Source organism: Actinorhabdospora filicis (assembly GCF_030269765.1).
Classification (GTDB): domain Bacteria; phylum Actinomycetota; class Actinomycetes; order Mycobacteriales; family Micromonosporaceae; genus Actinorhabdospora; species Actinorhabdospora filicis.
Window position 1 is genome coordinate 405,656 of the sequence record NZ_BSTX01000003.1, and the last position, 26,001, is coordinate 431,656.

A 26,001-nucleotide genomic window follows, 5' to 3' on the forward strand; every position below is an offset into this window, starting at 1 on the left:
GGTCCCGCCCCGCTCACTTCACGTCCAGCAGGTACGCCGCCTGGTTGAACGGGTCGGGACCCACCCGCTCGCGCACCGGCGGATCGCCGTCCACGCGGCGGTGGCCGTGCGCCTCGGCCAGGAACAGGAACTCGCCGGAGGTGATCGGCGGCAGGCGGCGCTCGAAGCCGTGCAGGGACCCCGCCTCCAGCAGCCCGGTCATGTGGCACACGCCGTCCAGGACGTGCTGGGAGCGCAGCTCGCCGTCGAACTCCTTGAGCAGCACGATCAGCGCGCCCAGCGACTCCGCGGGGGCCTCCAGCTCGAAGGAGTGCAGCGGCACGTGCACGTCGGTCCCGGCGGCGGCCAGGGCCTCGGCGAGGGCCAGCGGCACGATCCGCCGGAAGTGCCCGGCGTTGGTCGACACGCTGCTGTAGGCCGAGGCGGTCAGGGTGACCCGGACGTCCTCCACCCGCCACGCGTACACGCCCTGCTTGAGCACCTCGTACACGGTGTCCTCGATCGCCGGGTGGTAGGCGGGCAGCAGCGCGCCGCGCTCGATCTCGAAGCCGTAGGTGACGCCCTCGGCGGGTTCCACGCGCAGTTCCACCGCGGCCGGCCAGGGCGTCTCGCCCCACCAGCGGCGGGCGGTGGCCGTCCCGGTGGGCCGCTCGATGTGGACGGTGCGGGTCTCGTCGAAGGTCACCTCGACGCCGAACTCGGCGGCCAGGGTCGCGGCGATGACTTCCTTCTGGACCTCCCCGTACAGCGACACGGTGATGTCGTCACCGGCGCGGACGTCGATGAGCGGATCGCGCTCGGCCAGATCGGTCAGGGCCGCGAAGAGCTTGCGCCGGTCGGTGGCGCGGACCACCGTCTCCAGCGTCGGCGGCGCGAAGAGCGTGCGCGGCGGCAGCAGCTCGCGGGAGCCGATCGCGTCGCCGATGCGCGCCTCGCGCATCCCCCACACCTTCGCGATGCCGCCCGCGCGCAGCTCGCCCGGCGCGGTGTGCGAACCGCGCGTGAAGGGCCGCACGGCGGTCGGTTTGACCTCGTAGCCACCGGCGGGCCGGTGCGCCTCGACGCGCTCGCGGGGACGCAGGACGCCCGAGCGCAGCCGCACGTAGGCGACCTTCTCCCCGGCCGGGCCGCGCTCGATCTTGAAGACCGAGCCCTGTGGCGGGCCCTCGGATTCGGGCGTGACGGGCAGGAACTCCACCAGCCCCGACATCAGCTCGGGCACCCCGGCGCCGGTGATGGCCGAACCGAAGTAGACCGGGTGCGCTCGCCCGGCGCGGGTGTGCTCGGCGAGGATCGCGCGGGCCTCACCCTCGGGGAGCGCGACGCCGTCCACGTAGGACTCCAGGAGCCGGTCGTCGGGCAGGGTCTCGGCGAGCGCCTCGAACAGCGGCCCGCGCGGCGACACGGTGGCCGCGCGCGTGCCGAGCCCGTCGACCCCGGTCATCGCGACCACGCCCGGCGCGAGCTTGGCGGCCAGGTCGGCCAGCAGCCCGTCCTCGCGGGCGCCGACCCGGTCCACCTTGTTCACGAAGATGAGCGTGGGGATGCCCAGGCGGGTCAGGACGCGGTGCAGCACACGTGTCTGCGCCTGCACGCCCTCCACGGCCGAGACCACGAGCACCGCGCCGTCCAGGACGCTCAGGGCGCGCGAGACCTCGGCGATGAAGTCGCCGTGGCCGGGGGTGTCGATGAGGTTGACGTCGAGCCCGTCGAGGGTGAAGGCCACCACGGCGGACTGGATGGTGATGCCCCGGCGGCGCTCCTGTTCGAGCGTGTCCGTCTGGGTGGAGCCCCGGTCCACGCTGCCGATGTGGTCGATGACCCCGGCGAGGTGGAGGAGGCGTTCGGTCAGGCTGGTCTTACCGGCGTCGACATGGGCGACGATCCCTAGATTGAGCGGCAAAGAAGATCCCCAAAGGCTCGGCTGCGATGAAGGCGAAGGCAGGCGAGCGTCGGCGCATGGGGGTCTCCAGCCACTAGGGAGTACGGATGCGGCGGACGCTACGAGAGCGCCCGCCGCATCGCAACCGGTTTTTAGAGACGAACGAGCATCTTCCCGACGTTCGCCCCCGACAGCACGCCCAGGAACGCCTCCGGGGCCTTCTCCAGCCCGTTCAGGACGGTGCTCGTCCCGCGCAGGCTGCCCTCGGCCAGCAGCGGCGCGGCCTCGCCGATCCACTCGCCGAAGCGGTCCAGGTAGTGGTTGACCAGGACGCCCTTGACCGAGGCGCCCAGCGCGGCCAGCCGGAACAGGTTCGCCGGTCCCGGCGCGGGCTCGGTGTCGTTGTAGGAGGAGATCGCGCCGACCAGGGCGATGCGCCCGCCGGGCCGCAGCGCGCCGATCGCGGCCTCCAGGTGGTCGCCGCCGACGTGGTCGACGTAGACGTCGATCCCCTCGGGCGCGGCCCGCTCCAGCTGCCCGGCCAGGTCCCCGGCGCGGTAGTCGAGGGCGATGTCGTAGCCGAAGTCGCGCACCGCCCGCGCGCCCTTGTCCGGGCCGCCCGCCGAGCCGATGACGCGGGCGGCGCCGTAGCGGCGGGCCAGCTGCCCGGCGACGCTGCCGACGGCCCCGGCGGCGGCCGAGACGAACACCGTGTCGCCCTCCTTGACCGGCGCGGCGTCGGTGAGCGCCGCCCACGCGGTGAGGCCGGTGGTGCCCAGGACGCCCAGGAAGTGCTCGGCGGGGATGCCGGTGGCGTCGATGGGGAAGACCGCCGTGGCGGGCAGCAGCGCGTGCTCGCGCCACCCGGCGAAGTGCGAGACGAGCGTCCCCACCGGCACGCCCTCGGCGCGGGAGGCGATGACCTCGCCGACCGCCGAGCCCTCCAGCGGCGCGTCGAGGGCGAAGGGCGGGATGTAGGAGGGCGCGTCGTCCATGCGGCCGCGCATGTAGGGGTCCACCGACATCCACGTGTTGCGGACGAGGACCTCGCCCTCGGCCGGGGCGGGCAGGACCGTCTCGGCGAGCCGGAAGTCGCTGCGGGCGGGGACGCCGGTGGGGCGGGCGGCCAGGTGGATCTCGCGGGTCGTGACGGTCATTTCTGCGCTCCTTCGTCGTTCGCTGTGAGGGGAACGATGCGAGAGGTCGCTGCCGGAAACCTGTCGGTGGACTGTCGGCTAGCTTTGCGCGGTGAGATTCGCGCTGCTCGACGAGGTCGCCGCCTTCACCGACGCCGGGGCGCGCGTCGAGGTGCCCGAGGCGAAGGTGCGGGCGCTGCTGACGATCCTGCTCACCGTGCCCGGGCGGGCGGTGCCCGACGAGCGGCTGCTGCGCGAGCTGTGGGGCGAGGACCTCCCCGAGAACCCCGCCAACGCCCTCCAGGCGAAGGTCTCGCGCCTGCGCAAGGCCCTGGACGCCGCCGAGCCCGGCGCGAAGGCCCTGGTGGCCCGCCGCTCCGGCGGCTACCTGCTCGACGTGCCCGAGGACGCCGTCGACGCCGGGGAGTTCCGCCGCCTGGCGCGCGCCGCCCGCGCCGCCACCGGCCGCGAGCGCGAGCGGCTCCTGTCGGCCGCCGCCGGACTGTGGAGCCGCGACCACCTGGGCGAGGGTGAGGAGACCGAGCCGGTGCTGCGCGCGGCCCGCGTCCGCTACCTCGACGAGCTCCAGGTCGTGTGGGACGAGCTGGGCGAGGCCCGCCTCGGCCTCGGCGACGCGCAGAGCGCCTTCGAGGTCGCCCGCGGCACCGTCGGCCTCGGCCGTCCCCGCACCCTCGCCGTCTACATGCGCGCCCTCTACGCCCTGGGCCGCCACGCCGAGGCCATCGCCGCCTACGCCGAGCACCGCGACCGCCTCGCCGAGGACAGCGGACTCGACCCCGCGCCCGAGCTGGCCGCCCTGCACACCGCGATCCTGCGCGGCGACCCGTCCCTGGGACCGGTGGCCGCACCGGCCGCCGCCCCGCGCGGCAACCTGCCCGCGCCCACCGCGCCCCTCATCGGCCGCGACGGCGAGATCGCCGCCGTCCGCGCCCTCCCCGGTCGCCTGATCACCCTCACCGGGCCCGGCGGAGTCGGCAAGACCCGCCTGGCCGTCGAGGTCGCGCGCGGGCACACCGACCCGGTGTGGCTGGTCGACCTCTCCGGCCTGCCGCGCGGCGCGTCCGCGGCCGCCGTCGCCGAGGCCGTCACCGCCGCCGTCGGCCACGAACCCGCCGACCTCGCCGCCGCCGTCCTGCTGCTCGACAACTGCGAGCACGTCATCGAGGCCGCCGCCGAGGTCGCCGCGACCCTCCTGCGCGGACCGGGCGCCCGCGTCCTGGCCACCAGCCAGGAACCCCTCAGGCTGGCCGCCGAGACCGTCCACCCCGTCCCGCCCCTGCCCGCCGGGCACGCCGCCGCCCTCTTCCGCGCCCGCGCCACCGCCATCCCCGACGGCGCGGACAAGGCCGTCGACGCCATCGTCGCCCACCTCGACGGCCTGCCCCTCGCCCTCGAACTGGCCGCCACCCGCGTGCGCACCCTCGGCGTCCACGGCCTCGCCCACCGCCTCGCCGACCGCTTCACCCTCCTCACCGGCGGCGCCCGCGACGCCCCCTCCCGCCAGCGGACCCTGCGCGCGGTCATCGACTGGAGCTGGGAGCTGGCCGCCGCGCCCGAACGCGACGCCCTGCGCCGCCTCTCCGCCCACGCCGGAGGCTGGGACCTCGACGCCGCCGAGGCCGTCGCCGGACCCGGCGTCCTGGACCCCCTGTCCCGCCTGGTCGACCGCTCCCTCGTCGCCCTCGCCGACACCCCCGCCGGGCCCCGCTACCGGCTCCTGGACTCCGTGCGCGCCTACGCCGCCGAACGCCTCGCCGCCTCCGGCGAGGCCGACACCGTCCGCCTGCGCCACCTCGACCACTACCTGAGCGCCGCCGCCGACGAGAGTCGCGTGGACGCCGAGGCCGCCAACTTCCGCGCCGCCCTCGACACCGCTCTGCGCCTCGACCACGCCAAGGCCGCCGCCCTCGCCGGGCGCCTCGCCGGGCCCCTCGTCCGCCGCGGCCGCTACGCCGAGGCCGCCCGCGCCCTCGACGACGTCCTCGCCTTCTGCGACGACCCCGAGCTGCGCGTCTGGCGCGCCGGCGCCGGACTGTACACGGGAGACACCCTCCCCAAGGCCGAACTCCTGCGCATCGCCCGCGGCGTCCCCGCAGAACGGCGGCCCTGGTCCCACTGGTACCTCGCGCACGCCAACCGCGGCTTCGGGAAACTCGCCACCACCGAGGCCCTCGTCGAGGCCGCCCTCAACGCCTCCGGCCGCGAGCACTACCCCATCATCGCCGCCGCCCACGCCCTGCGCGCCACCGTCCACCGCGCCCGCGGCGACCTCCCGGCCGCCGCCCGCGACGCCGCCGAGGCCGAACGCATGACCCGCGGCGGCGAGGACCGCCTCACCCGCCTCCAGGCCACCGGCACCCTCGCCGAACTCGCCGAGATCCGCGGCGACTACGACGAGGCCGCCCTCCTCCACGCCGACGGCCTGCGCGCCGCCGAGGACGCCGGACTGTGGATCGAGGCCTCCTTCAAGACCTCCGGCCTGGGCCGCATCGCCCTCCTGCGCGGCGACTTCACCACCGCCGACGCCCACCACACCCGCGCCCGCGACCTCGCCCGCGACCAGGCCCACCGGGTCGCCGAGGAATTCGCCGAAGTGGGCCTCGCCCTGTCCCTGCGCCGCCAGGGCCGCCTCGACGAGGCCGAGGCCCACCTGACGGCCTGGGTGCCCTGGCTGCGCGGCGTCGGCGGCGAACCCGGCCTCGCCCTGGTACTGGCCGAACTCGGCTTCGCCGCCGAACAGCGCGGCGACGCCGAGGCCGCCCTGCGCCTGCACCGCGAGGGCCTGGCCGCCGCCGAGGCCATCGGCGACCCCCGCGCGCTCGCGCTCGCCTACGAGGGCATGGCCGGGGCGCACGCCTTGGCCGGCGACCGCGAGGAGGCCGGGCGCCTGCTGGCCGAGGCGACCGCCCTGCGCGAGGAGGTCGGCGCCCCGCTGCCACCCGGCGAGCGGGGCGACGTCGAGCGGATCAGGAGCCGCCTCGCGCGATCGGCATGATCGTCGGGTTCGGCTCGCGGGTCAAGAACTCCTCCACGGTGCGCGTGTAGAGCTCGGGACGGTCCAGGAACAGCACGTGCGAGGCGCGCGGGATCACCGACAGCTCGGCGTCGGGAATCGCCCGGTACATCGACAGCGTGTGCTCCAGCGTCACCAGGTCGTCGTCACCGGACACGATCAGCGTGCGGGCCCGGACCCCGGCCAGGTCGTCGGTGGTCCACGGCTTCTCGGTGCGCGCCGCCTCGGAGAGCTTGGCCGCGACCACGTGGATGTGCTCGCGCCCGTCGGGGGAGACCGCCCCGTACATGTCCTTGATGATGTCGGGCACGAACGAGCCGTCGCCGTCGGCGGGGGAGAACAGCAGGCCCGCCAGGTCGTAGCAGCCGCTGATCAGCACCAGCCGCTCGACCAGGTCGGGCCGCGCCATCGCCACCCCGAGCGCCACCGAGGCCCCCATGCTGTAGCCGGCGAGCCGGACCGGCCCGCCGCCGACGACCTCGTCCAGGAACGCGATCGCGTCCTCCACCTGCACGCCGATGGTCAGCGGGCCCTCCACGTCGGGGGTGTGCCCGTGGCCCCGGCGTTCGGGCAGGTAGGTGGTGAAGCGGGACGTCAGGTCGAGCAGGTTGCCGTGGAACTCCCCGGCGTTGGACAGGCCGCCGTGCATCAGCACCAGCGGCTCGCCCTCCCCCTGCACGTCGTACCAGGTGCGGACGCCGTTGACCTCGGCGTACTGGGCCATGTCGATCCCTTTCGGTCGTCGCTGCGGTGTTTCACGGTGGCGCCCACAAGGTATAAGCCACATGTGACACCGTCACCTGCGTGCTTGTTCTTTGCAAGTGATCGTGTCAGGGTAATGCCGCCCCCCGACAATCAGGGAGCCACCGTTGATCGACCGGGAACGCCTGGCCCTGCGCCGCCACGTCCTGTCCCGCCATGTCGACGCCGGGCGCGTGCCGGGCCTGGCCGCGCTGGTCTCGGTGGACGGCGACGTCCACGTGGAGACGATGGGCGTGCGCGACCTCGACACCCGGGCGCCCTTCACCCGCGACACCATCGTCCGGGTGGCCTCCTTGACCAAGGTCGTCATCGCCGCGGCGACCATGGCCCTCATCGAGGACGGCTCGCTGCGCCTGGACGACCCCGTCGGCGGGCTGCTGCCCGAGCTGGCCGCGATGCGCGTACTCAAGACCCCCGCATCGGCGCTCGACGAGACCGTCCCCGCCGAGGGGCCGATCACCGTCCGGCACCTGCTGACCTGCACGTGGGGCTTCGGCGTGCTGCCGGGACCGGACCTGCCGGTCAACCGCGCCGCCACCGAGGCCGGGATCGCCAACGTGGCCCGCCCGGCGGGCATGGACGGCGACGACTGGCTCGCGCGACTGGCGGAACTGCCGCTGATGCGCCAGCCCGGCGAGACGTGGCTGTACAACACCGGCTACGACGTCCTGGGCGTGCTCATCGCCCGCGCCTCCGGCCGCGCGCTGCCCGACCATCTGCGCGAGCGGATCCTGGACCCGCTGGGGATGCGCGACACCGGCTTCCACGTGCCCGCCGAGCACCTCGACCGGCTGGCCACCGCCTACGAGCCCGGGCCGGACGGCGCGCGGGCCTACGAGCGTCCCGAGGGCCGCTTCTCGGTCCCGCCGGACTTCCCGGGCGGCGCGGGCGGCCTGGTGTCCACCGTGGACGACTTCCACGCCTTCGCGCGCATGCTCATGACCGGCGGCGCCGGGGTCCTGTCACGCGCCTCCACCGAGCTGATGACCATCGACCAGCTCACCCCCGCGCAGAAGGAGGGCGCCGGGCTCGTCCCGGGCATGTTCGACCACACCGGCTGGGGCTTCGGCATGGGCGTCGTGCACCGCCGCTTCGACTACCCCGTCAAACCCGGCGGCTACGGATGGGACGGCGGCCTGGGCCCCACCTGGGTCAGCGATCCCGCCGAGCGCCTGATCGCCCTGATCTTCCACCAGCTCTCCTTCGGCGAGGGCCGGCCCGCCGTCAACGGCGACTTCCTCACCTGGACCTACCAAGGACTGACATGACCGCGAACACCGCCACGATCGGCTACGACCGCCTCATCTCCGCCCTCACCGAGCAGACCGGGCACCTGGCCCGCGCCCTGCGCGACGCCGACCCCGCCACCGGCGTCCCCACGTGTCCCGAATGGACCCTCGCCGACCTCGACCGGCACGTGGAGGGCAACCTGAACTCGCTGGCCCTCGCCGCCGGCGGCACGCCCGGACGCGGGCTCGGCGAGGCCGCCGCGCGCTGCGCCGCCGCCTTCGCCGGACGCCACCCCGAGGACGACATCGAGCAGTTCGGCCTGACCTGGACCGCCCGCGAGTGGCTGCGCCGGGCGGTGGCCGACCTCGTCGTCCACCGCGCCGACGCCGCCACCGCCCTCGGCACCGGCTACGACGTCGACGACGACCTGGCCGCCGACGCCGTCGACGAACTGCTGGAACTGCTGGCCCGCCCCGAGATGAAGGGCGCCCGCCCGGAGCTGGCCGCCCTCGTCGGCACCGGCGAGACCATCCACCTGCACGCCACCGACACCGGCGGCGAATGGCTGATCGAGCTGACCCCGGAGGGCTTCGAGTGGAACCGCGCCCACGCCAAGGCGACCGTGGCCGCGCGCGGGCGGCTGGCCGACCTCATGCAGGTCATGCTGCGCCGCCGCCCCCTGGAGGCCGTGGAGGTCCTGGGGGAGGCGGCGGTGCTGGAGGGATGGCTGTCCCGGTCGGCCTTCTAGCCGCGCAATCCCACGGAGTCGGTCAGCCAGAACGCCTCGGGGTACACCAGCCGCCCGGTGATCCACGGCTCGTAGGCGGGCAGTTTGACGATCTGGAAGGCGGGTGCGGGGATCCGCGTCGACGGCGGCTCGAAGCCGTGCGGCCCGCCCGCCTCCCAGCCGAGCCTGGAGTAGTAGCGCGGGTCGCCCTCCAGGAACACCACCGGCCAGCCCTCACCGGCCAGGACGGACACGCCGTGGGCGACCAGCGCGCGCCCCACACCGCGCTTCTGGACGTCCGGGCGCACGCCGAGCGGGCTGAGGACCGCCACCTCGGCCAGCCGCTCGGGCGCGTCCACCCAGCCGCGCGTGAACGCCACGTGCCCGACGACCTCTCCCTCGGCCTCCGCCACGAAGGAGTACCGCCAGTGGCCGCTGGACCGCAGCGCGGCCAGCAGCCTCGGCAGCTTCTCCTCCCCGAAGGCCGCCAGGTGCAGGTCGTCGATGATCTTCTCTTCGCCGGGCAGCTCCGCCCGGATCACGATGTCCATGGCGCGCACGCTAAGCAAGCCGGGCTTGCGCGTCACGCGCTTATTCACCGAGCGGAGCCGCGGATCCGGCTGGCTAGGATCTGCCCATGGTGAAACGCTCCTACGGACAGTTCTGCGGGGTCGCGCGCGCCCTGGAGCTGGTCGGGGAGCGCTGGGCGCTGCTCGTCGTCCGCGACCTCCTCGTGGGACCCCGCCGCTACAGCGACCTGCGGCGCGGCCTGCCCGGCATCCCCACCAACATCCTCGCCTCGCGGCTCAAGGAACTGGAGGCCGCCGGGATCATCGAACGCGACGTGCTGCCGCGCCCCGCCTCCGGCGTCGTCTACCGGCTCACCCCGCTCGGTGGCGAGCTGGAGCCGGTCGTGCTGGCCCTGGGCCGCTGGGGCTCGCGCGTGATGACCCACCCCCTCGACGGCGAAGTCGTCACCCACGACTCGATGGTCATGGCCCTGCGCACCACCTTCCGGCCCGAGGCCGCCGAGGGCGCCAACCTGGTGTTCGTGCTGCGCGTCGGCGACGTCGTCGTGCACGCGCGCGTCGACGACGGGCACCTGGCCGCCGCGGCGGGCCCGGCCGAGGCCCCCGACCTCGACATCACCGCCGGGCCGCTCGTCCGCGACCTCATGGCCGGTGCGCTGTCCCCTGAGGACGCCCTGGCCACCGGCGCGGTGGCGGTCGCCGGCGAACCGGCCCTGCTGAACCGCTTCGCGGCGATCTTCGCCATCTGACCACCTCGGGCACCGCGCCACCGTCCATCGGGAATAATCCCCCTCATGGGGCGTATCCGGCATATCGTGGTGGCCGCGCTGACCGCGCTCGCGCTCATGCCGGGCCACAGCGCGCAGGCCGCCGAAGAGACCGCGGCCGGGGCGGTGCTCGCCTACGACTTCGGCGACGCCCCCGGCGGGCGCGCCGAGGGCCCGTGGTCGAAGGGCTGCTTCCTCGACGAGATCCGCGAGGTCCCCGCCTGCGTGGTGGCCCGGGGCGCCTCGATCACGCGCGTCGACGGCGAGGGGCCCGCCATCGCGTTCCCGTCACCGGGCGCGGGCACCGCCGTCCTCAAGATCGCCGCCAGCGAGCGCTTCAACCCCGGCGCCCGCGACTTCGCCATCGAGGTCCTCGTCCGGCTCGACCCCGGCGAGCGCACCCACGGCGAGAACGTGATCCAGAAGGGCCACTACGACGGCGGCCAGGGCCAGTGGAAGATGCAGGTCGACGAGGGCCTGCCCAGTTGCCGCATCGCCGGGTCGCGGGCGGGCGCGCACGTCGCGGCGATCGCGCTGGGCGGCTCGATCGAGGGCATGGGCTGGGTGCGGGTGCGCTGCGAGCGCAGCGGGAACCTGCTGACGCTGACCGTGGGCGACCTGCCGCCGGTCTACGCGCCGGGCGACGCGTCCATGCTCATCGCCAACGACGACGAGCTGACCATCGGGGGCCGGTTGCCCGGCGCCCCCGACAATGACCAGTTCCACGGCGACGTCGACGGTGTGCGCCTGGAACTGCGCTGACTCACCGGACGTGCTTCAGGATCGCGTCGGCCAGCTCCGCGTGGACCTCCGGCGGCAGGGTGTGGCCCATGCCCTCGATCATCAGCAGCTCGGCGCCGGGGATCGCCTCGGCGATGAGCCTGCCGTGACCGGGCTTGACCGGCTCGGCGGTGCCCTCCACGACCAGGGTCGGCGCGGTGATCTCACCGAGCCGCCCGACCGGCTCGAACTCCATGTCCGCGGCCGCCGCCAGGCGGTGGTTGACGAGCTTGGACAGGTCCCGCGAACGCGCCACCAGCTTCTCCTGGACCGCGCGCTCGGCGTCCTCGTCGAAGGGCAGGTCGCCGTGCAGGGCGCGGGCGTCGGCGACGAGGGAGTCGATGAGCTCGCGGTGGTTCGACGGCGGCGTCGCCGTCATGGCGGAGCGGATGTGCGCCAGCCACTCCTCGCGCGGCGCCGGCAGGCCGGTGCCCGGACCCTCGGTGCCCATGATCGCGGCCATCAGGACCAGGCCCTCGCGCCCGCCCAGGGGTGAGGAGCCGATGACGGTGAGGGTCCGCACCAGCTCCGGTGCGGCCACCGCCAGCCACTGCGCCAGCAGCCCGCCCGCGGAGTGGGCGACGATGTCGGCGCGGTCGAGACCGTAGGCGTCCATGACCCGCACGATGTCGTCGCGCACATCGGCCCACGTGTAGGGGTCCCGCTCGAAGTCCACGCTCCCGGAGCGGCCGGTGTCGCGGTGGTCGTATCGGATGACGTGGTGCCCGGCGGCGGCCAGGCGGCCCACGAACGCGTCGGGCCACAGCGCGCCCTGCGACATCGAGCCCATGACGAGCAGGATGGCCGGGTCACGCGGATCGCCGAAGCTCTCCGTCCACAGCTCGACGGCGCCGGGGACGATCTTCTCGGTGTAAGTCAAACCAGATCCTCTGTTCGGTGCCTCGCGGACCGTTCCGCGAGTGCTTCGAAAGCATCGCCGAGATCGCCACCGGTGCCATCCGTAGTCCTACTGGTCCCCCAGTAGCCGCGCCAGTTCCGTACGGGAGGTCACCCCGAGCTTGGGATAGGTCTTGTACAGGTGGTACTCCACGGTCCGCGGGCTCAAGAACAGCCGCGCGGCCACGTCCTTGCTGGTCAGGCCCTCACCGACGAGCCGCGCGATGCGCAGCTCCTGCGGCGTCAGCGAGGCCAGCGCGTCGGCCTCGGGACGCTCGGCGCTCTCCCCGGACGCCCGCAGCTCACCGTGCGCCCGCTCCATCCACGGCACCGTGCCGGTGCGGGAGAAGACCTCACTCGCCCGGCGCAGCGGCGCGCGGGCCTCGGCCGGACGCTGCGCGCGGCGCAGCCGCTCACCCAGCAGCAGGGCTGTACGGGCGTCCTCGAACTCCGAACCGGTCGAACCCGCCGCCGCCAGCAGCGCGATCGCCTCCTCGCCCTCGGCCACCAGTGCCCGGCACCGCGCCAGCAGCGGCGCGGCCGTCGGCGAGGGCGCCGACTGACGCTCGAAGCCCGCCAGGATCCGCCGCGCCGCCTCAAGATCCCCGGCACCCACGGCCGCCTCCACCCGGTCCGGCGACGACCGCCACGTCCCCATCGGGTGACCGACACCCGGCGCGCTCGCCGCCAGCGCCTCGAAACGGTCGTGCGCGGCGGCATGGCGGCCGAGCCCCAGGTCCAGCATCCCCAGCGCGTAGGTCGCGGTCCCCGCGCGCAGCCCGATGCGGTGGGGAAGCGCGATCGCCAGCGCCTCGGCGGCGTGCGAGCGGCAGGCGTCCTCATCACCGCGCAGGGCCGCGATCACCGCGAGATTGGCCAGGTGCGCGGCCACCGAGTTGACGTACCCGGCCTCCCGCGCCAGCGCCAGGCCCTCCTCGGCGATCGCCTCACTGTCGGCGATCCGCCCGGCCAGGCGCTCGCCGGTGGCGGCGAACTCCAGGACGATCGGCAGCTGCCCGGCCAGGCCCGCCACCCGCGCGAAACGCGCCGCCCGGGTCACCATGCGCGCGGCGGTGACGGCGTCCCCGAGGCTGCTGGCGGCGCCCGACGCCCACAGGCACCGCACGGCGTCCTCACTGTCCTCGGCGGCCGCGATGGTGCCGCGCAGCAACGCCACCCCGGTGGCGGTGTCCCCGGCGGCCATCGCGGCGGTGCCGGTGAGCACATCCCGCAGGAAACCCGGCTCCCGGTACCGCGCGAAGGCCCCCGCCTCGGCGGCCAGCGCGACGTCGCCGACCACCGAGGCGGCCTCGACGGTGTCGGCGAGCAGCTCGATGGACGCCTCCGGGCCGATGTGCGCGCGCAGCAACCGCAGCGCCTCGGCGGCGTCCCCGGAGGTCAGCTCGGCGCGCGCCTGGAGCCGGTCCAGCTCCGGACCCGGCCCGCCCAGGGCCCGCGCCTCGGCCAGGTGCCCGGCGGCGCGCCCCGGACGCCCGCCCAGCCACGCCGCACGCGCCGCGTCGGTGAGCCGCCCGGCCCGCAGCCCGGCCTCGGGGGTGAGGTCGGCGGCACGCGCGTGTGCCGCGGCGGCCTCGGCGAACGCGCCCCGCTTCTCCGCCCGCTCCGCCGAGCGGGCCAGCGCCCCGGCGGCGGCCGCGTCCGGGCCGACGGCGGCCTCGGCGAGATGGTGGGCGGCCCGGTCCGGCGTGCTCACCCCGGCCAGCGCCGCGTGCGCCCGCCGCCTCCGCGCGGGATCGACGGCGGCGGCACGCACGAGAGGATGCCGGAACGAGATGGTCGCGCCCACACTGATCAGCCCCGAAGCCTCGGCCTCATCGAGCGCCTCCGGTGCCGCGCCGAGCAGTTCCGCCGCCTCGGTGACCGCACGCGGATCGCCGCCGCCGTCCAGCGCTGCCACCAGCAGCATGGTTCGCGCGCCCGGTGAGAGGGCGGCGACCTGCGCGGCGAAGATGTCGGCGCCCACCGGGAGCGGGTCGGGTAGTGGCTCGCGGTCGGTCCACTGCGTTGTGTTGAGAAGTCCCGCCGCCTCGGTGAGGGCGAGCGGGTTGCCGCCGGTCAGCTCCGCCAGCTGCGCCAGGACCGTCCCGGCGGGTGGGACCGGGGCGAGCGCGGTCAGCAGGTCGGCGCTCGCCGTGGCGTCCAGGCCGCCGATGTGCAGGGTGTCGAGCCGGTTGGCCCAGTCGGGTTTGCCGCCCCGGGCCGCGAGCAGGAACGCGACCGGCTCACCGGCCAGGCGCCGCACGGCGAACATGAGGGCGGCGGCGCTGGCGGGGTCGAACCACTGGACGTCGTCGGCGATGACCAGGAGGCCGCCTTCGCCTTCGCTCGCCTCGGTGAGCAGCGAGAGGACCGCCGCGCCGGTGAGGAACGGGTCGGCCGGGCCCGCCGCTTCGCCGAACGCGGCCGCCAGGGCGTCCCGCTGCGGTCCGGGGAGCGCGGTGGTGAGCGCCGCGACCGGGCGCAGCAGCTGATGGAGCGCGGCGTAGGGGAGCCCGGCCTCGGCGTCGACGCCCGTCGCGCGCAGCGTTCGCCAAGGGCGGGCGGCGGCGTCGAGCAGTGCGGACTTCCCGGCGCCCGCGTCGCCGGTGAGGAGGAGCGCGCCGGAGGTGAGGGCGGCGAGGCGGGCGAGTTCGGGGGCGCGGCCGTGGAGCATGGCTCGATCATCTACGGCCGTCAACGCGTCGCGGCGAAGGCCCCCGCGATGAGCGCCTCGACGCGGTCCACGGCGCTCATCGCGCCGAAGGCGAGGACGCGCAGGAGATCGCCCTCGTCCCCGGCGAACGCGGCGATGTCTGCGTCGGTGACCGCGTGCGGGTCGGCGGCCGCCTTCCGCGCCAGCGTGGCGGCCGGCTCGTCGAGCGGGCCGACCTTGCGGGTGATGGCGCGCAGGGCGGCCAGTCCCGGGCCCGCCAGGCCCGCCCACACCGGGGCCGGTCCCGTGTCCTGGAGCAGTGCGATCGACTCGCCCGGCCCGCCGCGCCCGGCGACCGTGCGGGCGAAGGCGCGTCCCCCGACCTTGCGGACGACGCCGATGCGCTGCGCGCCGCCGGGGAGGAAGCGCTCGTCCATCGTGGACGAGATCAGCCGGTTGACGATGTGGAAGGCCAGCGCCGTGCCCCCGTAGCCCGCCACCTCCCCGGCCGGGAACGGGAAGGCGCCGGACGTGGTGAGCCCCCAGTCGTGCAGCGCCTTGTGCTCCGGTGACAGCTCCCGCCCTTTGGCGAGCGCCTCGGCGACGTCCCCCGCGCCATTGGCGTGCAGCAAGACCGTGTGCGCGTCCATGCAGTAGGCGCACTTGTTGGCGGTGGACACGCCGTGCGCGACGAGCTCCTTGCCCACCGCGTCACCCGGTCCGGTCAGCAGCGACTCGCGCATGAGCGACCAGACGGCGGCCAGCAGGTCCGGGGCGGGGGAGAGGGCCATGAACAGCGGCATCGGCGTTCCGCCGAAGTCTCGTGCTTGCTGCCGGTAGACCTCGGCGACCAGGCCGGTGGCGGATTTCGGGGGGACCGGGGTGGTGTAGCGGTAGCGGGACATCATCGCTCCTTCGCAACTCGCAGTAGCTTTAGCTTGCCACGCGTTCACCGCTATCGCAACTGGGAGTTGCAATGCCTCAGGTTCGAGGAGCCCGGCTCGAAGCCGCCGTCCTGTCCGCCACGCTCGCCGAACTCGCCGACACCGGCTACGCCGCCTTCACCATGGAAGGCGCGGCCCGCCGGGCGGGCGTCCACAAGACGACCGTGTACCGGCGCTGGGCGGATAGGGAGACGCTCATTTCGGCCGCCCTCGTGGCGAACGTGGCGGTGTCGGTGCCGACCCCCGACACCGGGTCCTTCGAGGGCGACCTGCGCGCGCTCGCGAGCGACCTCGTGGCCTGGCTGACCTCGCCGGTGGGCGGCGCGGTGGTCCGCGTGATGCTGACGGAGGCTGGACGGCTGCCCGGGGTGGCGGCGGTGAAGCACGCGCTGTACGAGGACCGCTTCGCGCGGGCGGGGGTCGTGGTCGGGCGGGCGGTGGAGCGAGGGGAGGTCGGCTCCTCGGTGTCGGCCCCGGCGGTTCTGCGGGCGCTGGTGGCGCCGTTCTACCTGCGGATGCTCGTCACCGGGGAACCGCTGGACGAGGGGGTTGTGGAAGCGGCGGTGGCGGTGGTGGTCTGCGCGGTGCGGGCGGGGGTCCTCTAGCCGGACGCCGCCGCGCGTCCTACAGCACCACCGGGTTCTCCGCCACCTCCGTCACCGCACCGTTCGGCTTCGTCTCCGGCATCGCCTGCACCGGCGTGAAGGTCACCGCCAGTACCGTCACCTCGCCCGACACCACGGCCAGCCGTGACACGCGGCCGTCGGTGATGGTGACTTCCACGTCGCTGGTCTTGATGGGGCGTTCGGGGGCGGAGACGTTCAGGCCCTTGGTCATGCGGGCGAGGAGACCGGCGGTGTCGGGGTAGACGTCGGACCAGGTCAGTACCGCGCGGTGGGTGCCGGTGTTGGTGGGCTGGAAGTCGCCGGCGGTTTCGATGAGGAGGGCGGCGAGGTCGGTGGCGCTGAACTGGCCGAGGATGCGTACGCCTTCGCTCTGGTTGGCGTAGTGGGCCCAGCCGGTGCCCCAGGTGCCGCCGGAGGTGGTGGTGGTCCAGATGTCGGGGCCGTTGACGTGGACGGAGGTCTCGGTGCCGTCCTCGCTCTGCTTCCACAGCAGCGCCAGGCCGGGGGATTCGGTGCCGGAGGCGGTCAGCACCGTCTTTTCTCCGGTGGCGTCCTTGAGGACGATCTCGAAGGCGACGTTGGAGGTGCGCAGGTTCGCGCGGGCGCCTTCGACGCCGGGCGCGGCGGCCGCCGAATCGGACGGGGCGGGGCTCGGGGCCTCTTTCTCGCAGGCGCTCAGGAGCAGCGGGACGGCGAGGGCGAGGGCGGCCAGGCGAGCGCGGCGACGGGACACTGATGCGCCTTTCGGGTGGCATGAGGGGAGCGAGCGGGTCAAGGATGCCATTCGGGCGTTCGCGCACATCCGGACCACCGGCCACAGCCGTCCCAAGATCGCCCAAGCGGGCCCGCGCCCGCCCCGACCTGAGACATCCTCATCTCATGCCCCGCAGCATGTGGAAGGGCTCCATCTCCTTCGGGCTCGTCACGATCGCCGTCGAGATGTACTCGGCGACCGTGGACCGCGACGTGCGCTTCCACCAGGTCCACCGGGACGACGGGGGACGCATCCGCTACAAGCGCGTGTGCGAGCTCGACGGGGAGGAGGTCCCCTACGAGCGCATCGGGAAGGGCTTCGACGTCGACGGGGAGACCGTCATCCTCGAAGACGCCGACTTCGAGTCGATCCCGCTGGCCGCCAAGCACGTCATCGACGTCGTGGAGTTCGTCCCGGCCGCCCAGATCGACCCGATCCTTTACGAGAAGTCCTACTACCTCGAACCCGGCAAGGGCGCGGCGAAGGCGTACGTGCTGCTGCGCGAGGCGCTGGCGCGTGCCGAGCGGGTCGCGGTGGTGAAGGTCGTCATGCGGCAGAAGGAGCAGCTGGCGGTGCTGCGGGTGCACGACGAGCTGCTGATGCTGGGCACGATCCGCTGGGCCGACGAGGTCCGCGCGCCCGGCTTCCCCGTCCCCGAGGCCGAGGTGCGCCGCCAGGAACTCCAGATGGCCGGATCGCTCATCGAGACGATGAGCGCCGACTTCGACCCCGCCGACTTCACCGACGACTACCGGGAGGCCGTCGAGAAGCTCATCGAGGCCAAGGTCACCGGCAACGAGACCGTCCCCATGCCCGGGACCGAGGAGGGCGCCGAGATCATCGACCTCCGCGAGGCCCTCAAGGCCAGCATGGAGCGCCTGAAGAAGGACACCCCGGCCAAGAAGGCCACCGCGAAGAAGACGGCGAGGAAGGCCGCGAAGAAGGCCGCCCCCAAGCGTGCCTCCTGACCTGCGGGAATGTCCTTCGCCACACCGCTTGCGCGGTCCGGGCGCCGACCGGGGAACATGGACGGCGTGAATCTCCTCGACGTGCTGCCCGCCAACGCCGACCCCGACGACGTCTTCGACGCCTACTCCTCGTGGGTCGCCGAGCAGGGCATCACCCTCTACGAGGCCCAGGAAGAGGCCCTCATGGAGGTCGTCGCGGGCAACAACGTGATCGTGAACACCCCCACCGGCTCCGGCAAGAGCCTCATCGCCGCCGGCGCGCACTTCGCCGCCATCGCCGCCGACCGCACCACCTTCTACACCGCGCCCATCAAGGCCCTGGTCAGCGAGAAGTTCTTCGACCTGTGCGCGCGCTTCGGCACCGACAATGTCGGCATGATGACCGGGGACGCCTCGGTCAACCCGTTCGCGCCCATCATCTGCTGCACCGCCGAGGTCCTGGCCAACATCGCGCTGCGCGACGGCGACTACGCCGACGTCGGCCAGGTCGTCATGGACGAGTTCCACTTCTACGCCGAACCCGAGCGCGGCTGGGCGTGGCAGGTGCCGCTGCTGGAGCTGCCGCACACCCAGTTCATCCTCATGTCGGCCACCCTCGGCGACGTCGCCCGCTTCGAAGAGGACCTCACCCGCCGCACCGGGCGCCCCACCGTCACCGTCAAGTCGGCGCACCGCCCGGTCCCGCTGCTCTACAACTACTCGATGAACACCCTCACCTCGACGCTGGAGGAGATGCTCTCCACCAAGCAGGCACCGGTGTACATCGTGCACTTCACCCAGGCCGCCGCCATCGAGCAGGCGCAGGCGCTGATGAGCATCAACATGTCCACCCGCGAGGAAAAGGACCGGATCGCCGCCCTCATCGGCGACTTCCGCTTCACCACCAAGTTCGGCCGGACCCTGTCCCGCCTCGTCCGGCACGGCATCGGCGTCCACCACGCCGGGATGCTGCCCAAGTACCGCCGCCTCGTGGAGCGCCTCGCCCAGTCCGGCCTCCTCAAGGTCATCTGCGGCACCGACACCCTCGGCGTCGGCGTGAACGTGCCCATCCGCACCGTCCTGTTCACCGCCCTCTCCAAGTACGACGGCCGCCGCGTCCGCCGCCTGCGCGCCCGCGAGTTCCACCAGATCGCCGGACGGGCCGGGCGCGCCGGATTCGACACCGTCGGCTACGTCGTCGCCCAGGCACCCGAGCACGTCATCGAGAACGAGAAGGCGCTCGCCAAGATCGGCGACGACCCGAAACGCCGTCGCGGCTACGCGCGCAAGAAGCCGCCGGAGGGCTTCGTCGGCTGGAGCGAGGAGACCTTCACCAACCTCCAGGAGGCCGAGCCGGAGCCGCTGGTCTCGCGCTTCGCGGTGTCCAACTCGATGCTGCTGAACGTGATCGCCCGCCCCGGCGACCCGTTCCAGGCGATGCGGCGGCTGCTCACCGACAACCACTCCGACGCCAAGGAGCAGCGCCGCCTGATCCGCCAGGCGATCGCGATGTACCGGTCCCTGCTGGCCGCCGGTGTCGTGGAGAAACTCGACGAGCCCGACGAGAACGGCCGCACCGTCCGCCTCACCGTCGACCTCCAGGCCGACTTCGCGCTCAACCAGCCCCTGTCGTCCTTCGCGCTGGCCGCGCTGGAGCTGCTCGACGCCGAGGACGGCGACTACGCCCTCGACGTCCTGTCGGTAATCGAGTCGACGCTGGAGGACCCGCGCACGATCCTGGCCGCGCAGCAGAACAAGGCCCGCGCGGCGGCGATCGCGGCGATGAAGGCCGACGGCGTGGAGTACGAGGAGCGCATGGAGCGCATCCAGGAGGTCACCCACCCCAAGCCGCTCACCGAGCTCCTCGAAGGCGCCTTCGAGACCTACCGGCGCGGCCACCCGTGGGTCGCCGACCATCCGCTGAGCCCGAAGTCGGTCGCGCGCGACCTGTACGAGCGGGCCATGAACTTCGGTGAGTTCGTGTCCTTCTACGAGCTGGCGCGCGGCGAGGGCCTGGTCCTGCGCTACCTCGCCGGGGCGTACAAGGCCCTCGACCAGACCGTCCCCGACGACGCCAAGACCGAAGAGGTCCACGACCTCGTGGCCTGGCTGGGCGAGCTGGTGCGCCAGGTCGACTCCAGCCTGCTGGACGAGTGGGAGCAGCTGTCCCACCCCGACCCCGACAACCCGCCCACCGAGATGCGCGAGACGACCACCGCCGTCACCGCCAACACGCGCGCCTTCCGCGTCCTGGTCCGCAACGCGATGTACCGGCACGTGGAACTGGCCGCGCTGGACCGTCCCGCCGAGCTGGCCGGGCTGGAGACGGGCCTGTCGGAGGACGAGTGGGCCGACGCGCTCGACGCCTACTACGACGAGCACGACGTGATCGGCACCGGCCCCGACTCGCGTGGGCCCAAGATGCTGTCGATCGAGGAGAAGCAGGGCGTGTGGGAGGTCCGGCAGGTCCTCCACGACCCCGCCGGGGACCTCGACTGGGCGATCCTCGCCGAGGTCGACCTGGCGGCCTCCGATGAGGCCGGGGAGGCCGTCGTCCGTGTCACCGCGATGGAGCGAATGTAAGTGAGCACCGAACAGATCCCGCAGGACCGCACGGAGCACCCGCAGGCCCGTATTCGCACGTTCATGGCCCGCCGTGGCCGGGTCAGCGGACGCCACGAGGAGGGCCTGGAGCGCTTCATGCCCGTCTACGGCGTGGACGGGGCGGTGCCCTTCGACGCCCAGAAGGCCTACGGCCGCAAGGCACCGATGGTGCTGGAGATCGGCAGCGGCATGGGCGACGCGACCGCCGCGATGGCCGAGGCCGATCCCGGCCGCGACTACCTGGCGGTGGAGATCCACCCGCCGGGCATCGCCAACCTCCTGTGGCTGATCGAGGAGAAGGGGCTGTCGAACCTGCGCATCTACGACGGCGACGCCCTCGACTTCGCCGGCACCGCCCTCAAGGAGGACTCCCTGGCGGCGGTGCACGTCTACTTCCCCGACCCCTGGCCGAAGCCGCGCCACCACAAGCGCCGCATCATCAGCCCCGAGCGGGTCGCGCTGCTGCGCTCCCGGCTGGCCGTGGGCGGCTACATCCACTGCGCCACCGACTGGGTGGAGTACGCCGAGCAGATGCTCCGGGTGCTCACCGCCGACCCGGGCCTGGGCAACACCTCCGAGGCGTACGCCCCGCGTCCGGACCACCGGCCGCTCACCAAGTTCGAGAAGCGCGGGGTCGAGGCCGGGCGGGAGATCCGCGACCTGGTGTTCCAGCGGGTGCGGTGACACCGGCGCTACCTTCGCCCCTGCACGACATCGGGGGCGGCGTCCTGCTCAAACGCGACGACCTCATCCACCCGCTGCTGCCGGGCAACAAGTGGCGCAAGCTCCACCTCAACCTGGCCGCCGCCGAGGCCGCCGGGGCGAGCGCGCTGCTGACCTTCGGCGGCGCCTACAGCAACCACCTGCGGGCCGTGGCGGCGGCGGGACGGGCGCGGGGGCTGCGCACCGTCGGCGTCGTGCGGGGTGAGGAGCACGCGCCGCTGAACCCGTCGCTGGCCTTCTGCGCCGCGCAGGGCATGGAACTGTCCTATCTGGACCGCGCGAGCTACCGCCGCAAGGACGACCCGGAGGTCCTGGCCGCCCTCCTCGACCGGCACGGCCCGGCGTTCGTGGTGCCCGAGGGCGGCGCCAACGCCGATGGGGCGCGCGGTTGCGTCCCCATCGCCGCCGAGATCGACGTGCCCTACGACCTGCTGGTGTGCCCGGTGGGCACCGGCACGACCCTGGCCGGGCTCGCGCACGGCACCACCGCCGAGGTCGCCGGGGTGTGCGTGCTGAAGGGCGCGCAGTACCTCGACGAGCGGATCGCGCTGCTCCAGCGGGAGACCTTCGGCGAGACCGGCGGCAACTGGCGCGTCGACCACCGCTTCCACCACGGCGGCTTCGCCAAGACGCCCGCCGAACTGGCCGACTTCGCGGCGGACTTCGCCGCCGAGCACGGCTGGCGTCCCGAGCCGGTCTACGTCGCCAAGGCCCTCTACGCCGTCCTGCGCGGCGGCCTGGGCGCCGGGCGGCGGGTCGTCGTGCTCGTGACGGGCTTAGCCCCGTCCACCGAGAGATCCACTGTGTCCGGTGTCTCCCGGCCGAACCACTGTTGATCTTCGACGTGTCTCTTCGGTGACCACCCCGAAAGGATGCGCATGACCACCATGAAGCGACGCGGAGTCCTGGGTCTCGGCGTCACCGCCGCCACCGGCCTCGCCCTGCCCGCCGCCCCCGCGTCCGCCGCCGAGGACGACGCCGCCCCGGCGTACTCCGCCGCCGACGCCGCCCGCCGGATCGCCCGCGTCTACGCCCGCGAGACCGCGCGCGCCGGGGGCACCTGGCACGCCCACATCACCGTCACCGGCGCCGACGGCGTGCCCGTGGTCGCCGTCGACGACAAGTCCGACGTCGTGGTGTCGGCCTTGAGCACCAACAAACTGCCCGTCGCGCTGGCCGTCCTGGACCGGGTCGACAAGGGACTGGCGAGCCTGGCGGCCACCGTCGACGTCAAGGACCCCTTCATCGTCTGGGACGGCGACGGCGTCATCCCCCTCGACGGCGCCTACCCCAGCACGATCGTCCTCGGGCACGCGCTGTCGCTGCTGCTGAGCATCTCCGAGGACACCTCCTCGCGCCTGTGCTCCCAGGTCGTCACCGCCGCCGAGGTCAACGCGTTCCTCACCGCCAAGGGCTTCGCCCGGACGCAGGTGGAGCCGATCCCCGACTCCCGCCGCTGGTACCTCGGCGACACCACCGCCCGCGAGATGCACGGCGTGTGGCGGGGACTGGTGCGCGGCGAGATCGTCTCCCGCGCCTCCTCCGACCACCTCCTGCGCGTGCTGGCCTCCCCCGACGCGTTCCACGAGGGCGTCCGCCGCCACCTGAGCACCACCGAACGCGCCCGCGTGGCCACCAAGGCCGGCTGGCTGGAGAACGACGGCCGCCACGAGGCCGGGGTCATCTTCGACGCCGCGGGCGCCCCCGTCGTCGGCTACTCCATGTACGCCTTCCACCCCGGGCACACCACCGACTACACCGGCAACCACCCGCTCATCGAGGCCCGGGCGCGCATGGGCCGCGCGTTCTTCACCACCGTGGAGAAGCTGACCGGCGCGCCCGGCCACCCCCACCCGCCGCGCACCTACAACCCCTCGAACGGCTGAGACGGCGAGGTCGGCCTCCCGGACGCCGCGAGTGTCCGGGAGGCCGACCTCATCGACGTCCACCTCTGCACCGTCATGAACCCCGGCGAGCTCACTAGCCTCACCCGAATGCAGTGGACCAACGAAAAGGCCGCCGCCCAATGGGAGCACGTGCCACCCGAGATCGCCGAGGCCATGGCCGATGACGGCGACTTCGCCAAACGCCACCTCGCCAACCCCCGGCCATGCGCGCCTGCGTCGAGGCACTCGTCCCCGGCGGCCTGTTCGTCTTCGCCGTCACCCACCCCGCCTTCGAGGGACCCGGCGAGCGGTGACCGGGGCCCACCCGGTCATGCCGCCCGGGTGGGCCGGGCACGATCAGCAGCAGGTGTCGAAGCGGTAGCACCCGCGCTGGGTACAGCAGTACCAGTAACAGTCGGTGAGATCGCAGATGTAGGGGCTGCACGTCTCCGCGCTCGCCTCCGCCTTGGGGGCGAGCACGCCGAGCAGCCGGTCGGCGAGCTTGTTGATCGCGGTCATGGGTGACCTCCTTGTCCGTCGGCCCGACGGGCCGGGAATGGTTCCGGCCAAGGTATCGACGGCCGTGATCTCCCGCCTCCCGGCTTCACGTAACGGATGAATCGGGCGAACGGGTCCGGCACCATCGGCCGATCCCACTGAGAGCGCTCTCAAGCCACCATGTCCGCATGACCGCCTTCATCCGCCCCTACCGTCCCGCCGACGAGCCGGAGCTGCGCGACATCTGCGTCAGCACCGTCCACCTCGGCGGTGACGGGCGTCCCCACTACCGCGATCCGGGCATGCTGCCGGAGATCTTCGCGGTGCCCTACGTCGTCCTTGATCCCGATCTCGCGTTCGTCGTGGACGACGGCGGGCGCGCGGTCGGCTACATCGTCGGCACCGCCGACACCGCGCGCTTCGTCCGCCGGTTCCGGCAGGAATGGCTGCCGCGCGTCTCCGGGCGCTATCCGCGCCTGCCGGGCGAGCCGCGCGACGGCGACGAGATGATGCGCGAGCTGCTGCACACCCCCGAGCGCATGGTCCTGCCCGAGCTCGCCGACCACCCCGCGCACCTGCACATCGACCTGCTGCCCGGCCATCAGCGCGCCGGTCACGGCCGCCGCCTCATCGACACGCTGGTGGCGGCGCTCAAGGCCAAGGGGGTGAGCGGCCTGCATCTGGCGATGGTCACCGAGAACACCGCCGCGCGCGCCTTCTACGACCGGGTCGGGTTCGGCGTCATCGACGTCCCCGACCCGGGCAACCTGACCTATCTCGGGATGCGCTGGTAGCTCAGGCGTCCGCGCGCTGCCCGGCCAGTTCACGGGCCAGCGCCAGGAACGCCCGGTCCCGGGGTCCCAGCGCGCGGAAGCCCGCCCACCCGGCGGCGCCCTCGGCGGTGCGGAAGCGGACGCGTCCCTCACCGTCGGCGTCGACGCCCTCGACCACCGCCCACGGCAGGACGTGCCGCCCGCGCCGCAGCCCGGCGGCGTCGGCGGTCAGCCGTCCCACCGTCACCGTGCCGCCTTCGGCGACGGCCGTGCGGAACCCGTTCAGCCGCAGCCGTGTCACGATCTCCCGCGCCTCGGCGGCGAAGGCGGCCAGCTCGCCGCCGCACAGGAAGATCCGCGTCCCGTCGAGGAGCTGCACGGCCACGGCCTCACCCGTGCCGAGCACCTCCACGTCGTCCACCTGTGTCCACAGTGCCCATTCAGTGCCGTGGCCGCCGGGATAGGTCTTGGCGAAACCGTTGGCGTGGACGGTGAGGGTCTTGCCGCCGTCCAGGCGCAGGACGCACGGCGTCCCGCTCAGCCCGCTCGGCCCCGGCCGCGCCGCCACCCACCCGCGCCTGCGCGCCGCCGCGCGCGTCAGCGCGGCGATCGCGGCGAGGGCGGCGACGGCGATGGCCGCGGCGATTCCGTACTCCATGGCCGGCACCCCCTTTCGTGCGTTCTCTCTCCATAGTGGACGCACGGGTCAAGGGGAATGTTTCCACGAAAAGGGAACCGGCCGCGCGGACACGCGGCCGGTTCCCCGGGGAGGGAGGAGTGGTCAGTTGCCGGGGATGAGCGGGAACTCCGAGTGCGCGCCGCCCGGGTCACCACCGGGCGAGACACCCGTCACCCACGGCCCGGGATCGCCGTAGACGGCCGGTTCGAGGTGGCAGCTGAGCCACAGGTTGACCGTCGTCTCACCGATCAGCTCGTCATCGGTGGCGTAGAAGCCCTCCGGTGGCGAGACGATCATCGGAGTGCCGTCGCGGCCGGTGAAGTAGATCGCGTGGGCCGATCCACTGTCGGCCTCGGTGCCGACCAGATACCCCTTCTTTCCGTAGAAGTCGATCTCACGCGCCCCCTCGGGGGGCGAGTCGGTCGCCGGACGGCCCCACTCGCGCATGGTGCCGATGCTGCTGTTGCAGAAGACGCCGGGCCCCGCCTCGTACAGGCCCTCCGTGAAACGCTTGACCTGCGCCACGGACAGCAGGTGCGCGCGCACCCGCCACTCACGGCCCAGCTCCGACCAGGAGAGCACGATGTCGTCGCCGGTGACCTTGATCCGGCCAGGCGCACCCCGGATGGTGAGCTCCTCACCGTCGGTGAGGGAAACGCCCGGGCCGGTGTCGTAGACCAGCGAGGACCGCACCGGGGACGCGCCGCCGTAGATCTGCTCGTCGGTCGCCCCGTTCTGGGGGGTGTACAGGAACCCGAAGGTGTAGACCCGCCCGTCGAGGGTGTACCAGTAGTCGCCGGCGAACCCCTCGGGCACCGAATCCTCGTCGCCCAGCGGGTTCCCGGGATAGAGGGGGAAGCTGGTGAGCTCACCGGGCGGCGGCATCAGCTTCAGGAAATAGGGGTACTCCGCCGAGGAGGAGGCCGACGGCTCCGCCGCCACCGACGTCCCTTCCCCGCCCAGGTTCTGCACCGCGACCACACCCGTGGCCGCCAGCACCGCCAGCGCGCCGGCGGTGATCCCGGTGCGCCGCTGCAGCATCCGCCTGCTGCGCCGGTGCACGTTCCCGAGGAGCGCGTGCCCGTCGGGCGCCTCCCCGGCTCGGCCGTCGAAGAGCGCGCGCAGCTCCTCGCCGTCCTTCTCGTCTCTCATGTCCATGTTCCGCTCCA

Annotated in this window: 23 protein-coding genes; 12 read left to right on the forward strand and 11 right to left on the reverse strand. The window is 73.5% G+C overall.

The genetic code is table 11. From position 1 onward, the window contains the following. Positions 1 to 13: 13 nt before the first annotated feature. A complete protein-coding gene (locus tag QSK10_RS22140; RefSeq protein WP_285664846.1) occupies positions 14 to 1,903 on the reverse strand; it encodes a GTP-binding protein in 1,890 nt (629 codons plus the stop codon). A gap of 131 nt (positions 1,904 to 2,034) precedes the next feature. Continuing rightward, positions 2,035 to 3,039 carry an NADP-dependent oxidoreductase gene (locus QSK10_RS22145; RefSeq protein ID WP_285664847.1) on the reverse strand — a complete coding sequence of 335 codons (1,005 nt, stop codon included), beginning with the start codon at positions 3,037 to 3,039 and terminating at the stop codon, positions 2,035 to 2,037. 91 nt (positions 3,040 to 3,130) lie between these two features. On the opposite strand from QSK10_RS22145, the gene QSK10_RS22150 reads away from it, so the two are divergent. Beyond that, complete coding sequence (locus tag QSK10_RS22150; protein WP_285664848.1) at positions 3,131 to 6,034, forward strand: AfsR/SARP family transcriptional regulator; 2,904 nt, start codon at positions 3,131 to 3,133, stop codon at positions 6,032 to 6,034. Here the strand turns inward: QSK10_RS22150 and QSK10_RS22155 are convergent. Further along, positions 6,006 to 6,776, reverse strand: a complete 771-nt coding sequence (locus QSK10_RS22155) for an alpha/beta fold hydrolase (protein WP_285664849.1) — start codon at positions 6,774 to 6,776, stop codon at positions 6,006 to 6,008. The genes QSK10_RS22150 and QSK10_RS22155 overlap by 29 nt on opposite strands. Before the next feature lie 145 nt (positions 6,777 to 6,921). On the opposite strand from QSK10_RS22155, the gene QSK10_RS22160 reads away from it, so the two are divergent. Further along, positions 6,922 to 8,082 (forward strand): serine hydrolase domain-containing protein, encoded by a 1,161-nt coding sequence (locus QSK10_RS22160; protein WP_285664850.1) that lies wholly within the window; start codon positions 6,922 to 6,924, stop codon positions 8,080 to 8,082. After that, a complete protein-coding gene (locus QSK10_RS22165; RefSeq protein ID WP_285664851.1) occupies positions 8,079 to 8,792 on the forward strand; it encodes a maleylpyruvate isomerase family mycothiol-dependent enzyme in 714 nt (237 codons plus the stop codon). The genes QSK10_RS22160 and QSK10_RS22165 overlap by 4 nt, the downstream gene beginning before the upstream one ends. Here QSK10_RS22165 and QSK10_RS22170 read toward each other — a convergent pair. Next, complete coding sequence (locus QSK10_RS22170; protein ID WP_285664852.1) at positions 8,789 to 9,322, reverse strand: GNAT family N-acetyltransferase; 534 nt, start codon at positions 9,320 to 9,322, stop codon at positions 8,789 to 8,791. The two genes, QSK10_RS22165 and QSK10_RS22170, sit on opposite strands and share 4 nt — an antisense overlap. 86 nt (positions 9,323 to 9,408) lie before the next feature. On the opposite strand from QSK10_RS22170, the gene QSK10_RS22175 reads away from it, so the two are divergent. Then, on the forward strand, positions 9,409 to 10,050 hold the full coding sequence (locus tag QSK10_RS22175; protein WP_285664853.1) for a winged helix-turn-helix transcriptional regulator: 642 nt from the start codon (positions 9,409 to 9,411) through the stop codon (positions 10,048 to 10,050). Between the two features lie 45 nt (positions 10,051 to 10,095). After that, positions 10,096 to 10,830: a LamG domain-containing protein gene (locus tag QSK10_RS22180; RefSeq protein WP_285664854.1), complete on the forward strand. Its 735-nt coding sequence runs from the start codon at positions 10,096 to 10,098 to the stop codon at positions 10,828 to 10,830. 1 nt (position 10,831) lies between these two features. Here QSK10_RS22180 and QSK10_RS22185 read toward each other — a convergent pair whose 3' ends face one another. The 3 genes from QSK10_RS22185 to QSK10_RS22195 all read right to left on the reverse strand — a co-directional run bounded on the left by QSK10_RS22185 (position 10,832) and on the right by QSK10_RS22195 (position 15,303). Continuing rightward, positions 10,832 to 11,728: an alpha/beta fold hydrolase gene (locus QSK10_RS22185; RefSeq protein WP_285664855.1), complete on the reverse strand. Its 897-nt coding sequence runs from the start codon at positions 11,726 to 11,728 to the stop codon at positions 10,832 to 10,834. Positions 11,729 to 11,815: 87 nt separating this feature from the next. Beyond that, positions 11,816 to 14,419, reverse strand: coding sequence for a helix-turn-helix transcriptional regulator (locus tag QSK10_RS22190; RefSeq protein WP_285664856.1), 2,604 nt, complete (start codon positions 14,417 to 14,419; stop codon positions 11,816 to 11,818). A 20-nt stretch (positions 14,420 to 14,439) separates the two neighbouring features. Continuing rightward, the gene (locus QSK10_RS22195) at positions 14,440 to 15,303 is read right to left on the reverse strand and encodes a carboxymuconolactone decarboxylase family protein (RefSeq protein ID WP_285664857.1); all 864 of its coding nucleotides are present in this window, start codon (positions 15,301 to 15,303) and stop codon (positions 14,440 to 14,442) included. A 71-nt stretch (positions 15,304 to 15,374) separates the two neighbouring features. Here QSK10_RS22195 and QSK10_RS22200 point away from each other — a divergent pair, with 71 nt between their 5' ends. Then, positions 15,375 to 15,947 carry a TetR/AcrR family transcriptional regulator gene (locus QSK10_RS22200; RefSeq protein ID WP_285664858.1) on the forward strand — a complete coding sequence of 191 codons (573 nt, stop codon included), beginning with the start codon at positions 15,375 to 15,377 and terminating at the stop codon, positions 15,945 to 15,947. A 19-nt stretch (positions 15,948 to 15,966) separates the two neighbouring features. Here QSK10_RS22200 and QSK10_RS22205 read toward each other — a convergent pair whose 3' ends face one another. After that, complete coding sequence (locus QSK10_RS22205; RefSeq protein WP_285664859.1) at positions 15,967 to 16,701, reverse strand: hypothetical protein; 735 nt, start codon at positions 16,699 to 16,701, stop codon at positions 15,967 to 15,969. Between the two features lie 146 nt (positions 16,702 to 16,847). Here QSK10_RS22205 and ku point away from each other — a divergent pair, with 146 nt between their 5' ends. The 5 genes from ku to QSK10_RS22230 all read left to right on the forward strand — a co-directional run bounded on the left by ku (position 16,848) and on the right by QSK10_RS22230 (position 22,882). Further along, positions 16,848 to 17,690: a non-homologous end joining protein Ku gene (gene ku, locus QSK10_RS22210; protein WP_285664860.1), complete on the forward strand. Its 843-nt coding sequence runs from the start codon at positions 16,848 to 16,850 to the stop codon at positions 17,688 to 17,690. Positions 17,691 to 17,756: 66 nt separating this feature from the next. Next, positions 17,757 to 20,252, forward strand: a complete 2,496-nt coding sequence (locus QSK10_RS22215; protein WP_285664861.1) for a DEAD/DEAH box helicase — start codon at positions 17,757 to 17,759, stop codon at positions 20,250 to 20,252. A 63-nt stretch (positions 20,253 to 20,315) separates the two neighbouring features. Then, on the forward strand, positions 20,316 to 20,957 hold the full coding sequence (trmB, locus tag QSK10_RS22220; protein WP_285665401.1) for a tRNA (guanosine(46)-N7)-methyltransferase TrmB: 642 nt from the start codon (positions 20,316 to 20,318) through the stop codon (positions 20,955 to 20,957). Further along, on the forward strand, positions 20,954 to 21,832 hold the full coding sequence (locus QSK10_RS22225; protein ID WP_285664862.1) for a 1-aminocyclopropane-1-carboxylate deaminase/D-cysteine desulfhydrase: 879 nt from the start codon (positions 20,954 to 20,956) through the stop codon (positions 21,830 to 21,832). Before trmB ends, QSK10_RS22225 begins: the two co-directional genes overlap by 4 nt. 42 nt (positions 21,833 to 21,874) lie before the next feature. Further along, the gene (locus tag QSK10_RS22230; protein WP_285664863.1) at positions 21,875 to 22,882 is read left to right on the forward strand and encodes a serine hydrolase; all 1,008 of its coding nucleotides are present in this window, start codon (positions 21,875 to 21,877) and stop codon (positions 22,880 to 22,882) included. Between the two features lie 357 nt (positions 22,883 to 23,239). Here QSK10_RS22230 and QSK10_RS22235 read toward each other — a convergent pair whose 3' ends face one another. Further along, positions 23,240 to 23,401, reverse strand: a complete 162-nt coding sequence (locus tag QSK10_RS22235; RefSeq protein WP_285664864.1) for a hypothetical protein — start codon at positions 23,399 to 23,401, stop codon at positions 23,240 to 23,242. A gap of 167 nt (positions 23,402 to 23,568) precedes the next feature. On the opposite strand from QSK10_RS22235, the gene QSK10_RS22240 reads away from it, so the two are divergent. Next, complete coding sequence (locus tag QSK10_RS22240) at positions 23,569 to 24,174, forward strand: GNAT family N-acetyltransferase (RefSeq protein ID WP_285664865.1); 606 nt, start codon at positions 23,569 to 23,571, stop codon at positions 24,172 to 24,174. A 1-nt stretch (position 24,175) separates the two neighbouring features. On the opposite strand, the gene QSK10_RS22245 is transcribed toward QSK10_RS22240, so the two are convergent. Next, entirely contained in the window at positions 24,176 to 24,811 is a 636-nt protein-coding gene (locus tag QSK10_RS22245; RefSeq protein WP_285664866.1) for a hypothetical protein, read from the reverse strand. A gap of 123 nt (positions 24,812 to 24,934) precedes the next feature. Next, positions 24,935 to 25,990 (reverse strand): hypothetical protein, encoded by a 1,056-nt coding sequence (locus QSK10_RS22250; RefSeq protein ID WP_285664867.1) that lies wholly within the window; start codon positions 25,988 to 25,990, stop codon positions 24,935 to 24,937. Positions 25,991 to 26,001 lie beyond the last annotated feature (11 nt).

Coding starts and splice junctions, on each gene's coding strand:
- trmB (WP_285665401.1), top strand. CDS start 20,316: ATGGCCCGCCGTGGCCGGGTCAGCGGACGCCACGAGGAGGGCCTGGAG.
- QSK10_RS22155 (WP_285664849.1), bottom strand. CDS start 6,776: ATGGCCCAGTACGCCGAGGTCAACGGCGTCCGCACCTGGTACGACGTG.
- QSK10_RS22180 (WP_285664854.1), top strand. CDS start 10,096: ATGGGGCGTATCCGGCATATCGTGGTGGCCGCGCTGACCGCGCTCGCG.
- QSK10_RS22195 (WP_285664857.1), bottom strand. CDS start 15,303: ATGTCCCGCTACCGCTACACCACCCCGGTCCCCCCGAAATCCGCCACC.
- QSK10_RS22170 (WP_285664852.1), bottom strand. CDS start 9,322: ATGGACATCGTGATCCGGGCGGAGCTGCCCGGCGAAGAGAAGATCATC.
- QSK10_RS22245 (WP_285664866.1), bottom strand. CDS start 24,811: ATGGAGTACGGAATCGCCGCGGCCATCGCCGTCGCCGCCCTCGCCGCG.
- QSK10_RS22190 (WP_285664856.1), bottom strand. CDS start 14,419: ATGCTCCACGGCCGCGCCCCCGAACTCGCCCGCCTCGCCGCCCTCACC.
- QSK10_RS22145 (WP_285664847.1), bottom strand. CDS start 3,039: ATGACCGTCACGACCCGCGAGATCCACCTGGCCGCCCGCCCCACCGGC.
- QSK10_RS22200 (WP_285664858.1), top strand. CDS start 15,375: ATGCCTCAGGTTCGAGGAGCCCGGCTCGAAGCCGCCGTCCTGTCCGCC.
- QSK10_RS22250 (WP_285664867.1), bottom strand. CDS start 25,990: ATGGACATGAGAGACGAGAAGGACGGCGAGGAGCTGCGCGCGCTCTTC.
- QSK10_RS22240 (WP_285664865.1), top strand. CDS start 23,569: ATGACCGCCTTCATCCGCCCCTACCGTCCCGCCGACGAGCCGGAGCTG.
- ku (WP_285664860.1), top strand. CDS start 16,848: ATGCCCCGCAGCATGTGGAAGGGCTCCATCTCCTTCGGGCTCGTCACG.
- QSK10_RS22165 (WP_285664851.1), top strand. CDS start 8,079: ATGACCGCGAACACCGCCACGATCGGCTACGACCGCCTCATCTCCGCC.
- QSK10_RS22230 (WP_285664863.1), top strand. CDS start 21,875: ATGACCACCATGAAGCGACGCGGAGTCCTGGGTCTCGGCGTCACCGCC.
- QSK10_RS22175 (WP_285664853.1), top strand. CDS start 9,409: ATGGTGAAACGCTCCTACGGACAGTTCTGCGGGGTCGCGCGCGCCCTG.
- QSK10_RS22235 (WP_285664864.1), bottom strand. CDS start 23,401: ATGACCGCGATCAACAAGCTCGCCGACCGGCTGCTCGGCGTGCTCGCC.